General features: G+C 74.5%; 7 protein-coding genes. 4 read left to right on the forward strand and 3 right to left on the reverse strand.

What is annotated here, in order from left to right:
* Positions 1–45: 45 nt before the first annotated feature.
* Together ACFY61_RS30970 and ACFY61_RS30975 are read left to right on the forward strand one after the other, a co-directional pair.
* Positions 46–6,234 (forward strand): phospholipase A2, encoded by a 6,189-nt coding sequence (locus ACFY61_RS30970; protein ID WP_389477541.1) that lies wholly within the window; start codon positions 46–48, stop codon positions 6,232–6,234.
* Positions 6,235–6,482: 248 nt separating this feature from the next.
* Positions 6,483–7,280 (forward strand): hypothetical protein, encoded by a 798-nt coding sequence (locus ACFY61_RS30975; protein WP_389477543.1) that lies wholly within the window; start codon positions 6,483–6,485, stop codon positions 7,278–7,280.
* 1 nt (position 7,281) lies between these two features.
* Here ACFY61_RS30975 and ACFY61_RS30980 read toward each other — a convergent pair whose 3' ends face one another.
* Together ACFY61_RS30980 and ACFY61_RS30985 are read right to left on the reverse strand one after the other, a co-directional pair.
* Complete coding sequence (locus ACFY61_RS30980; protein ID WP_389477549.1) at positions 7,282–8,385, reverse strand: M20 family metallopeptidase; 1,104 nt, start codon at positions 8,383–8,385, stop codon at positions 7,282–7,284.
* Positions 8,386–8,645: 260 nt separating this feature from the next.
* A complete protein-coding gene (locus ACFY61_RS30985) occupies positions 8,646–9,140 on the reverse strand; it encodes a hypothetical protein (RefSeq protein WP_389477551.1) in 495 nt (164 codons plus the stop codon).
* Positions 9,141–9,244: 104 nt separating this feature from the next.
* On the opposite strand from ACFY61_RS30985, the gene ACFY61_RS30990 reads away from it, so the two are divergent.
* Entirely contained in the window at positions 9,245–9,610 is a 366-nt protein-coding gene (locus ACFY61_RS30990) for a hypothetical protein (RefSeq protein ID WP_389477553.1), read from the forward strand.
* A gap of 38 nt (positions 9,611–9,648) precedes the next feature.
* Here ACFY61_RS30990 and ACFY61_RS30995 read toward each other — a convergent pair whose 3' ends face one another.
* A complete protein-coding gene (locus ACFY61_RS30995; RefSeq protein WP_389477555.1) occupies positions 9,649–10,146 on the reverse strand; it encodes a hypothetical protein in 498 nt (165 codons plus the stop codon).
* Positions 10,147–10,459: 313 nt separating this feature from the next.
* On the opposite strand from ACFY61_RS30995, the gene ACFY61_RS31000 reads away from it, so the two are divergent.
* The gene (locus ACFY61_RS31000) at positions 10,460–11,806 is read left to right on the forward strand and encodes an MFS transporter (protein ID WP_389477557.1); all 1,347 of its coding nucleotides are present in this window, start codon (positions 10,460–10,462) and stop codon (positions 11,804–11,806) included.
* Positions 11,807–11,992: the final 186 nt, after the last annotated feature.

An 11,992-nucleotide genomic window follows, 5' to 3' on the forward strand; every position in this document is an offset into this window, starting at 1 on the left:
CATTCGCTTCAGCAACTTCACCCCCCGTCAAGAGGACGCCCTTCCATGTCTGAAATATCCGAGAAGCCAGAGATGGCGGAAGAGGTCGAGCGCAGAGCGCTCCCCGACAACCGCCGCCGGCTCATGTGGCAGGCCGCCGCGATCGCCGTCCTGATGGTCGCCGACACCGGCATCGCCTTCGCCACCGCGCCCCAGGCCAAGCCGCCGGCCAGGACCGCCCCCGCGGCGAAGCCCAAGCCGCAGGTCCTCGGCCCCGCAGAGGCCGAGAACGAGGCCTCCGCCCGCCTGATGGCCCGGGTGCAGAAGCGCCGGATCGAGATCCTCTCCGAGCGCACGGACTCCACCAGCACCTTCGCCAACGCCGACGGCACCACCACCGTCGAGTCCTTCACCGGCGCCGTCCGCGCCAAGGACGAGCGGGGCGACTGGCAGCCCATCGACATGACCCTCGTCGCCGAGGACGGCGTCATCCAGCCCAAGCAGGCGGCCGCCGACGTCGAACTCTCCGACGGCGGCAAGGGCGAGAAGCTCGCCTCCGTCGACAAGGGCAAGCACTCCGTCGGCGTGGCCTGGGAGGGCGACCTGCCCAAGCCCAAGCTCGACGGCCCCACCGCGACGTACCCGGGCGCCGTCCCGGGCGGCGACCTCGTCGTCACCGCCCTCAAGGAGGGCTTCACCCACAACGTCGTCCTGCACGAGCGCCCCAAGGGCCCGGTCGAGTACCGCCTCCCCGTCGAAGCCGAGGGCCTCACCCTCAAGGAGACCGCCGACAAGCGGCTCAGCTGGGACGACAAGCAGAACAAGGCCAAGGCCACCGCGCCCGCCCCCGTCATGTGGGGCGCCACGGTCGACAAGGCCTCCGGCGAACCCGAGAAGATCGCTCCCGTCGAGGTCGAGATCGAGAAGGGCAAGGACGGCAAGCAGGTCCTCGTCCTCAAGCCCAGCCAGGCCTTCCTCAACGACCCCAACGTCAAGTACCCGGTGACGATCGACCCGACGGACTCCCTGATGGGCCCGGTCACCGACACCTGGATCCAGTACGACGACTACCTGACCTCGCAGCGCGGCTCCACCGAGCTCAAGGCGGGCACGTACGACGGCAACGAGAAGGCCCGCTCCTTCCTGCAGTTCAACGTCGACAAGTACAAGGGCAAGCAGGTCCTCGACGCCAAGCTGCGCATGTACTCCTACTACAGCTCCACCTGCAACACCGCCAACGCCGGCGTGCAGGTGCGCCGCGTCACCGCAGCCTGGGACCCCTCGGCCATCACCTGGTCGAACCAGCCCGGCGCCACCACCGCCGGCGCCGCCCTGAACAAGGACGCGAAGGGCTACAACTCCAGCTGCCCGGCCGGCCACTCCACCTGGGAGGTCGACGCCATCGCCCAGGCCTGGGCCGACGGCCAGCCCAACCACGGCCTGCGCGTGGCCTCCGCCGACGAGTCCGACCCGCTGACCTGGCGCCGCTACCGCTCCGCCAACTACGTCGACGGCTCCCACAACTCGGCGTCCGAGCCCTCCCTGACGGTCACGTACAACACCAAGCCGGGCCTGGCCACCGCGGTCTCCCCGCTGTCGGGCACGTCCACCAACGACACCACCCCGACCCTGACCGGCAAGGCCACCGACCCGGACGGCAACACCGTCCAGCTCAGCTACGAGATCTGGACGCCGACCGGCACCGCCGCGCTGATGACCGGCAAGTCCGCCTTCACGGCCTCCGGCGCCAACGCACCCTGGACCCCGACCACCGCGCTCGCCCCCGGCAGCTACAAGTGGCGCGCCGCCGTCTACGACGGCAACACCTGGCACGGCACCTGGTCCGCCTGGCAGACCTTCACCGTCGACACCACCAAGCCCGGCACGACCGCCGTCGGCTCCACGGCCTTCCCGGCCGGCCAGTGGTCCGGAACCCCCAACGCCAACGGCGACTTCACCGGCAGCTTCACCTTCACCCCGCCCACCAGCGACGTGAAGGACATCCAGTACAAGCTCGACTCGGGCGCCTGGACCACCGCCACCACCACCGGCGCCGCGGTCACCAAGTCCCTGACCTTCCGCGCCGGCAAGCACACCGTCACCGTCCACAGCCGTGACGCCGCCGGCAACGTCTCCGCCGACGTCACCTACACCTTCTACGCCGGCACCGGCGCGGCCCTCCTCGCCCCCGCCGAGGGCGACCGCCCCGCCAGCCGCACCACCCTGCTGGCCCAGGGCAAGCCCGGCGACACCGGAGTGCGCTACCAGTACCGCCGCGGCGAGACCGACACCTGGAAGGACGTCCCCGTCGCCGACGTGCGCAGGGCGTCCGACGGCTCCACCCCGGCAGCCTGGCCGGTCGCCGTCACGGGCGGCGTAGTGCCCGAGCTGAGCTGGAACATCACCACCACCCTCGCCCAGGACGGCCCGGTCGACGTCCGCGCGGTCCTCACCGACGGCAGCTCCACCGACTACTCCCCGGCGAACACCGTCACCGTCGACCGCGCGGCCGGCGCCGCCCCCGAACTCCCCGTCGGACCCGGCAGCGTCAACGCCCTCACCGGCGACTACGTCCTCGGCGCGACCGACACCACCGTGTTCGGCATGTCCGTCACCCGCACCGCCTCCTCCCGCCGGCCCGCCCAGGGCGCCGCGCAGTCCGGCCAGGCCGCCATCTTCGGCCCGCAGTGGACCCACGGCACCGAGCACGCCGCCACCGGCAGCAACTGGTCCACGGTCCACGAGGCCGGAGCCGGCCTCGTCACCGTCACCGACGGCGAGGGCAAGCAGACCGGCTTCACCGCCACCACCGGCGGCGGCTACAAGCCCGAACCCGGTGCCGAGGGCCTCGTCCTCACCAAGAAGGCCGACGGCAGCTACGCGCTGAAGGACACCAAGGGCGTCACCAGCACCTTCACCAAGCCCGCCGGCACCACCGCCTGGCAGCTCTCCGGCACCGCCCGGCCCACCGACGACCCGGCCAACCCCAGCACCATGCTGATCTCCACGGTCGTCACGGAGAACGGCAAGCAGGTCTCGCGGCCCAAGTACCTCGTCGCCCGCACCACCGCCGCCGCCATCGACCTCTGCGCCGCGACCCCGTCCACCAAGGGCTGCCGCGTCCTGGAGTACGTCTACGCCGGCACCACCACCGCGGCCGACACCCAGCTCGGCGACTACGCCGGCCGCGTCTCCGCCGTCCGCCTCTGGGCCACCGACCCCGGCGCCGCCGCGGCCACCGCGACCGACGTCGTGTCGTACCGCTACGACAAGGACGGCCGCCTGCGCGAGATGTGGGACCCCCGGGTGAGCCCGGCGCTGAAGACCCAGTACGAGTACGACTCCGCCGGCCGCGTCACCAAGCAGACCACGCCCGGTGAGCTGCCCTGGACCTTCGCCTACGCCAAGGCCGGAGCCTCCGCGGTCGCCGGCGAGGGCATGCTCGTCAAGGCCTCCCGCCCGACCCTGACCCCGGGTTCCAAGACGGAGACCAGCGGCACCGCCGCCACCGGCATCGTCTACGACGTCCCGCTCACCGGAGCCAAGGCCCCGTACGCCATGGGCGCCTCCGACATCGCGGCCTGGAGCCAGAGCGACGTCCCGACCGACGCCACCGCCGTCTTCCCCGCCGACCAGGTGCCGGCCGCCCACAGCGGCGACCAGCTCACGGCCGCCGACTACCGGCGGGCCGCGATCACCTACACCAACGCCTCCGGCCGCCAGGTCAACACCGCGCAGCCCGGCGGACACGTCTCCACCACCGAGTACGACGCCCACGGCAACGAGATCCGCTCGCTGACCGCGGCCAACCGGGCCCTGGCCCTGGGGACCTCGCCCAACGCGGCGCACACCCTCGACGCCCTGAACATCTCCGTCCTGGGCACCGCCGAGCGCGCCGACCAGCTCTCCTCCATCAGCGTGTTCAGCGCCGACGGCGTCAGCGAGACCGACGCCCTCGGACCGCTGAAGCTGACCGGTCTCGCGGCGGGCCTGCCCGCCACCGGCACCCTCCCGGCCGTCGCCGCCGGCAGCGAGGTCCCGGCCCGCGAGCACACCCGCACCACCTACGACGAGGGCCGGCCCACCGACGGCAGCGCCAAGGTCAGCCACCTCGCGACCAAGAAGGCGGTCGGCGTCCAGGTCCCGGGCTACGCCGAGTCCGAGATCCGCACCAACAGCACCGCGTACGACTGGGTCAAGGGCCTGCCCACCGCCCAGACCGACGACCCCGGCGCCCTCGCGCTGACCCGCACCACCGCGTACGACGCGGCGGGCCGCCCGGTCAAGGCGACCACACCCGCCTCCAGCGGCTCGGACGCCTCGACCAGCGAGCTCCTCTACTGGACCGCCGGCGGGACCGGCGACTGCTCGGGCCGCCCCGAATGGGCCGACCTGGTGTGCAAGACCGCACCCGCGGCCAAGATCACCGGCACCAACGGCAACCCCGACGAACTCCCGACCGTGGTCACCGAGTACGACCGGCACGGCCAGGTCGCCAAGCGCACCGAGACCGCGAACGGCGTCACCCGCACCACGACCACCACCCACGACGCCGCGGGCCGCGTCGTGTCCACCGCGACCACCGGCAACGCCGGCGCGGCGGTGAAGACCAGCACCACCACGTACGACCCGGAGACCGGCAAGGTCCACAAGACCTCCACCGACGACGGCACCCTGACCACCACCTACGACGCCCTCGGCCGCGTGTCCACCTACACGGACGCCGACGGGGCCACCACCACCACCGAGTACGACGCGCTGAACCGCACCGTGAAGACGGTCAGCTCCGCGCCCTTCACCATCTCCTACGAGTACGACACCACCGCCGAGCCCCGCGGCCTGGCGACCAAGGTGACCGACTCCGTCGCCGGCGTCTTCACCAGCGTCTACGACGCCGACGGCAAGACGGTCCAGCAGACCCTGCCCGGCGGGGTCACCATGCGGCAGACCAACGCCCCCAACGGCGAGACCGTCGCCCGCTCCTACACCCTGGACGGCCAGAGCGAGCCCTTCTTCGCCAGCGCCGGCTCCACCTCGGTCCACGGCCAGCTGCTCGACCGCTCCGGCCTGACCGTGGAGAACCACACCTACGACGCCGCGGGCCGGCTCGTGAAGTCCGCCAGCGAGTCCCAGGACGGCTCGGGCGCCTGCGGCCTGTACACCTACACGTACAACGCCAACGGCAGCCGCACCAGCGAGGCCTCCGCGACCGGCAACACCGAGACCGGCTGCCCCACCTCGACCGGCACCGCCGCCCAGCACTCCTACGACTCCGCCGGACGGATCGTCGACACCGGCTACGTCTACGACGGCCGCGGCCGCCTCACCGCCAGCCCCGACGGACTGACCTCGGCGTACTACGCCAACGACCAGCTGCAGCGCCAGACCGCCGGTGACCGCCGGCAGACCTGGACCCTCGACCCGGCCGGCCGCAAGCGCGGCGCCGTCATCGAGACCGACACCGCGGGAACCTGGGCGACCACCGACACCCAGACCTTCCACTACGACGACCGCGACCAGCTCGTCTGGACCAAGGGCGGCAGCGGCGTCACCCGCACCCTGATCACCGAGGTCGACGACCTGAACGGCGTCGCCGCCATCGACCCGGACGGCTCGGTCACCATCGAGCTGAACGAGGCCAGCGACTCCTCCCAGATCCTGTACAGCCCCGGCACCGGCGCGATGTTCGTCCAGGACGCCACCGGCCCGCTCGCCTCGGGCGCCGCCCTCGCCGGCCAGATCGGCGGCCAGGACGTGGCCGGCGCGGGCAGCCAGCTCGCCCAGTGCCCCGGATGCGGCGCCACCCCGCTCGCGGTCTCGTCCTTCGCGGTCACCGCGTACGGCTCGCCGAGCGGCTCGGTCCGGTCGGCCACCGACTACTGGCTCTTCGACCGCGGCCTGTGGGCCTTCCGGGACGAGAAGCGCAGCAGCCGCCGCCGCAGCGACCTCGTCTGGAAGGACGACGGCTGCTCCGCCCCGTGGTTCGCCTACATCAGCGCGGCGGTCGTCTACTACAGCAGCGAGTTCTACTGGCCCTGCGCCCGCCACGACTTCGGATACCGCAACTACCGCAAGCAGAACCGTCGGACCCGCGCCAACAAGGACCGGATCGACTCCCGCTTCAAGTACGACATGAACAAGCGGATCTGCGAGCCGAAGTGGTACGTGACGGAGAAGACCTGCAACGGCGCCGCCTACGGATTCTGGTACGCGGTCCACAAGTGGGGCGACAGCTCCTTCTTCAAGCCCTACTAGACCGCTCGCGGAACAGGACCAGGGCCTGACAGGACCAAGGCCTGATATGACCAGGGCCTGACACCGAAGCCCGACACCCCCGGGGGGGGGGGGGGGGGGGCGGCCCGGGCGTGGCGCCCCCCCCCCCCCCCCCCCCCCCCCCCCCCCCCGGGCCCGCCCCCCCCCCCCCCCCCCCGCCGCCGTACCCGCCCGTGCCGTGTCCACGATCCGCCCGCGTCCCCGACCCCTTCAGCGGAGATACCGGAACCATGAACGGAACCAAGTCCGCGGCCCTGGTGGCCGTCCCCGCCGCGCTCCTCGCGGCCGGCGCCTTCCTGCTCCTGCTGCCCTGGGACCCCCGCTCGAACGTCCCCGTGGAGCCCGGCTCCGACACCCTGACCAGCGGCCACACCTGGTGGGGGCTCACCCTGTTCGTCCTGGCCCTGACGGTCCTGGCCCTCGCCACGGGCCGGTACACCGCCCGCCCCGGCACGACGATGGCGGCCGTCGGCGGCACCCCGGCCGCCCTCCTGCTCGTCTCCCACCTCACGCACGAACCCGACCCGGACGGCTTCGCCGGCCTGTGGCCCGCCGGCTGGCTGGTGGCCGCCGCGCTGATGCTCCTCGGCACCGGCCTGGTCGCCGCCCTGGCCCGCCCCGACCGCACCCCCGACGTCCTCACGGCCGACCTCCGGGACCGCCTCCTGCCGGTCGCCGCGGCCGCGGCCGCCGGTTTCACCGGCTTCCTCACCGCGGCCGTCGCCTCCGACGCCGGCCCCTTCGCGCACACCTTCGCCGCCCTGCTGTCGCTGGCCCTCGGCCACGGCCTCGGCTGGGCACTGCGGGCCGGGGGCCGCGGACCGGCGGCCTCAGCGGTCCTGACCGCCGCCGGGGTCGCCGTGACGGCAGCCCTGGACCACGCCGGTAAGGTCCTGTGGTCCTGGCCCGCCCCCGACCCGCTCGCCTGGGCGACGACCCTCGCCGCCTACCCGCTCGGGGCCCTCCTGGCCCACGCCACCGGCCGCGGCCGCCCCGGCCGCCGCGGCCGCGCCAGGCCGGCCCGCTGACCTACGACCCGTCGCGGATCGCCTCGACCAGGCCGGCGACCAGGGCCGCCCGTTCCGCCATGGACGAGACGACCAGGTACTCGTGGTCGGCGTGCGCCCCGCCCCCGACCGCGCCCAGGCCGTCCAGGGTCGGCACGCCCAGCGCGGCGGTGAAGTTGCCGTCGCTGCCGCCGCCGACCGCCCGGCCCTCGATGCCGGGAAGCAGCCGCCGGGCGAGCGCGAAGAGCCCGTCCGAAGCCGACTCCGGCATCGGCGGCCGGCCCACGCCACCCCGTACGGTGACCACCGCCCCGGGCAGGTGCGGGGTCAGACCCGCGAAGGCCGCCTCGACCCGCTCCTTCTCCGCGGCCGACTCCACCCGGACGTCCACCACCACCACGGCCTCCGCGGGAACCACGTTGTCCAGGGTCCCGGCCGAGGCCACCGTCGGCGTCACGGTCGTCCCGACCTCGGGCCGGGCCAACGCGGCGATGTCCAGCACCTGGTGCGCCGCCTCGACCAGCGCGTTGATCCCCGCCTCCGGTTCGAGGCCGGCGTGCGACGCCCGCCCGGTGATCCGCACCTCGAAGGTCCCGCAGCCCTTGCGGCCGGTCTTCAGCGCCCCGCCGTCCGCCGCCCCCTCGAACACGAGGACGGCGCCACAGGCCAGGGCCCGCTCCTCGATGAGCGCCCGCGACCCGTGGGAGCCGACCTCCTCGTCGGCGGTCACCAGGATCTCGACGCCCGACCGGTCCTCCAGCGCGGCCAGCCCGTGCACCGCCTGCACCAGGCCGCCCAGCATGTCGAAGACCCCGGGCCCGGTCGCGTGCCCGTCCTCGACCCGGAACGGGCGCCGCTCCAGCGTCCCCAGCGGGAACACCGTGTCGTGGTGGCCCAGGAACAGCACCCGGGGCTCGCCACCGCCCGACCAGTGCACGTGCGGACCCGCCGCGCTCTCCACCACCGAGGCCCGCCCGCCCAGCCGGCCCTCGATGACGGCCGCGACCGCCTTGGCCGACACCGCCAGGGCGTCGAGGTCACGCGACGGGGACTCGACCTCGACCAGCGTCCTGAGGTCCTCCAGCATCGCGTCGACATTCACTTGAACGGTCCTGTGCATCGTCATGGGGCAAGACTACGGACGGGCGGTGCGGCGGCGACCGGCCGTCACCGGGGGCGGGGTGGGATGGGGCCGAGGCCGGGACCCCGGTCTCATGGGCCCGCACCCGCCGGAGCAGGACGCCCACATGGGCATCGCGGAGTCCGTCCCGTGCGCTGCGGCCGTCGGCCGGGCCGTTCCGGTCCACGAGGGCTCCACACCGGTCGTGTCGCCAACGCCCTCCGCCCCCTCCGCTTCCCGGTCCCCGCCCCGCACCACCTGACGGGTCAGAGGGAAGCCCCGCCCGGCGGCGGCTCCACCTCCAGGAACCGGCGGCGCCCCGGCCCCCGGTAGAGCAGGGCCTGCCAGCCCAGCCCCTCCAGTACGTCCGCACACCCGGCCAGCCGCTCCGCCTCCTCCACCGGGGCCCGGCTGCCCGGCGGGCCGGCCCAGGTCACCCGCACCAGCCCCGGCGCCTCCCCGGGGCCGGTGCGGTAACCCGCGGCGGTCCGCCGACCGGTCTCCGGATCCACCGCGGACGGTGGAACGCCGGACGCCTCCAGCGCCAGGGACACCGCCCGCAACGGTTGCTCCCGCTCCCACACGGCCGGACCCTCCGCCCCCGTCACCCGGCGGATCTGGAGCAGCCCGGCGAACGCGGTCCGCACCTCCTCCTGCCGGAGCCCGGCGTCCACGGGCTCCGGGCCGTCACCCGTCGCCGCCTCGAACGGCGCACCACCGGCAACACCGCCTGCGACACCGCCGCCCCCGCCACTCCGCATCCGCACCACCTCACCCGATCCGCCCGCGACCTGAGTACGTCGGTCCGAACTCCCTGAGTACCCACACCGATTCCCCGGCCGCCCGGCGCTGCTCGAATGGACCCATGAACCCGCACGCCGACGCCGACGCAACCGCAGCCGCCGCCGCAGTGGCCGTAACCGTAACCGCAGCCGCCGCCGCGGCCGGTGACGCAGCCGCTGCCGCCGCGGCCGCCCGGTCCCCGCGCCTGCAGCAGGTCACCGTCGCCGGCCAGGCCCTGGCCGTGGCCCTGGTCCCGCTGGTCCTCGGCGTGCTCCTCGCCAAAGCCATGGCGGGCGACCCGATGACCCCGGTCAACGCCCTGATCACCAGCGGCGGCCAGCGCGCCCGCGTCTCCCCGGCCGAATGGCGGCGCACCGCCCGGAACGCCCGCAGCGCCCTGCGTCGCGTCCGCCCGGCCGCGGCCGCTGCCACGACCCCCGGACACTGAGGCCGGGCTTACGGGTCAGCGTCCGTACTGCCGCACGCTCAGCGTCCGTACTGCCCCACGCACAGGTCCACCACCGACGGCGGCACCATGCCGTCCGCGGCCGCGCACACGTCATCCATGCCGTACGCCTGACCCGGCCCCTTCCCCTGCCCCTGCCGCTGCCCCGGCGCCGGCACGGCCGGCCGCCGGAACGGGCGGGCCGCCCCCGGCTTGCGGGTACGCGGCTTGCGCGGGGCGGCCGCCTGCCCCTGCCGTACGGGACCCGGCCCCGCTTCCACCGCCGGCGGCCGCCGCGCCGGCTCCGCAGGCTCCGGCAGCCGCCCCAACGGCAGCACCACCCCCGCGGCCCCCGGCGCCGCGGCACCAGGCCGCTCGGCCACCGGCGAAGGCACCGGCACGGGCACCGGGGCCGGCGAGCCGGGCGAGCCCACCGGGCTCGCCGGGCCGGCTTGCTGCGCGCCGACGGTGACACACCCCGCACCGGCCAGGACGGCGGCGAGGGTCAGGGACAGGCGGACCGCCCGGGGCAACTCCATCGCCCCACCATGCCGCAACCGCGGCGGTTCACCCCCGTTCGGTCACGCCTGGGGATGACACGGGATCCGGCCGATCGAAACGGGCCGGACGCCCGGCGACCGGACGGCGACCGGACCCGGGCGACCGGACGGCCGGAAACCGGAATCGGTGAACCGGAAACCGGGCACCGCGCGGCCCCGTGACCAGCATGGGAGACGGGGGTCCGATTCCGGCATGCCCACCGGTAGAAAGGGCACGGGAACGTCTGTTCGCCGACGCCGGCCCGCCGGTGTCCGCCCCGCCGCCAGTCAGCACGTACGTACGGAGTGCCCCATGCCCCACCCCGACGCGTCCCCGCACCCCACCCCGCCCCCGCCCGGCACACCCGGGCCCGGCACACCCGCGTCGCCGCTGCGGGCGTGGTCCGCCGTCCTGGCCGTCTCCCTGGGCATCTTCTGCCTGATGACCTCCGAACTGCTCCCCGTCGGCCTGCTGACGCCGGTCGGCGACGAACTGGGCGTCTCGGACGGCACTGCGGGCCTCATGGTGACCGTGCCCGGCCTCGTCGCCGCGGCGTGCGCACCCCTGGTCACCGTCGGCACCGGCCGCCTGGACCGCCGGTCGGTCCTCTGCGTACTCATCGCCCTGGTGGCCGCCGCGAACCTCGCCGCGGCCCTGGCCCCCGACTTCACCGTGGTCCTCGCCGCACGGGTCCTCGTCGGCGTCGGCGTCGGCGGGTTCTGGGCCGTAGCCGGCGGCCTCGCCCTGCGGCTGGTACCCGAACGCCACGTCGCCCGCGCCACCTCCGTCATCGTCGCCGGAGTCGCCACGGCCTCCGTCGTCGGCGTACCCGCCGGCACCCTGATCGGCGAACTCCACGACTGGCGCACCGCCTTCGCCGCCGTGGGCGCCCTCGGCCTGCTCTCCCTCGCCGCCCTCGTCCTGCTGCTCCCGCCGCTGCCCGCCCGGCAGTCCGTGCGCTTCGCCGAACTGCCGGCCCTGCTGCGCACCAACCCGGCCGTCCGGACGGGCGTCATCGTCACCTTCCTCGTCGTCACCGGCCAGTTCGCCGCGTACACCTTCGTCCGGCCCGTCCTCACCGGCATCTCCGGCGTGGACACCGCCCTCATCAGCACCCTGCTCCTCGGCTACGGCGCGGCCGGCGTCGCCGGCAACTTCCTGGCAGGCGCCCGGCCGGCCCGCCGCGCCCTGCTGGTGACAGGCCTGGTGCTCCCGGTGATCCTCACCCTGATCGCCCTCGTCGCGCACCCGGCGGCGGGGGGCGTCCTGCTCGTCGCCTGGGGGCTGGTGTACGGCGGGGTATCGGTCAGCGTGCAGAACTGGATGAACACGGCCGCGCCCGAGGCCCACGAGGCGGCCTCCTCCGTCATGGTCGCCATGTTCAACCTGGCCATCGCCACCGGCGCCGTCACGGGCGGCCTGATGGTCGACGGCATAGCCGTCGCCGCGGCGCCCCTGACGGGCGCCGCCCTCACCCTGGCCGCCGCCCTCACCATCCTGGCCACCCGCGGCACGTCCACCCACCCCACCGCCCGAACCGGCACGAGCGCCGAACCGGCGGCGGGGCCGGGGGCCGGGCCTGGGGCCGGGCCTGGGACCGGGCCTGGGCCTGGGCCGGGACCCGTGTCTGCGCCCACGTCCGACCGAACCGGACGGTGAGCGGGGGTGGGGCGGGTGGGCCCGCTCGGGCGGGGTCCGGATCCGGGGCGGGGGTGGGGGTGGCCGGGCCCACTGGACCGGGGGCGTTGGGTGCGTCGGGGTGGTTGCCCGTCCGTCCCATCGTCCTTCCGGGGCCGTCCGCCCTGTCAAGGGCGCTCCTTCGTCGCGTCGCTTCGCGATGGCCTT

Source organism: Streptomyces sp. NPDC012888 (genome assembly GCF_042900645.1).
Lineage (GTDB): Bacteria > Actinomycetota > Actinomycetes > Streptomycetales > Streptomycetaceae > Streptomyces.

What these genes read in the sequence shown, in the direction of transcription:
- ACFY61_RS30970 (WP_389477541.1), top strand. Translation starts at nt 46, where the DNA reads ATGTCTGAAATATCCGAGAAGCCAGAGATGGCGGAAGAGGTCGAGCGC.
- ACFY61_RS30975 (WP_389477543.1), top strand. Translation starts at nt 6,483, where the DNA reads ATGAACGGAACCAAGTCCGCGGCCCTGGTGGCCGTCCCCGCCGCGCTC.
- ACFY61_RS30980 (WP_389477549.1), bottom strand. Translation starts at nt 8,385, where the DNA reads ATGACGATGCACAGGACCGTTCAAGTGAATGTCGACGCGATGCTGGAG.
- ACFY61_RS30985 (WP_389477551.1), bottom strand. Translation starts at nt 9,140, where the DNA reads ATGCGGAGTGGCGGGGGCGGCGGTGTCGCAGGCGGTGTTGCCGGTGGT.
- ACFY61_RS30990 (WP_389477553.1), top strand. Translation starts at nt 9,245, where the DNA reads ATGAACCCGCACGCCGACGCCGACGCAACCGCAGCCGCCGCCGCAGTG.
- ACFY61_RS30995 (WP_389477555.1), bottom strand. Translation starts at nt 10,146, where the DNA reads ATGGAGTTGCCCCGGGCGGTCCGCCTGTCCCTGACCCTCGCCGCCGTC.
- ACFY61_RS31000 (WP_389477557.1), top strand. Translation starts at nt 10,460, where the DNA reads ATGCCCCACCCCGACGCGTCCCCGCACCCCACCCCGCCCCCGCCCGGC.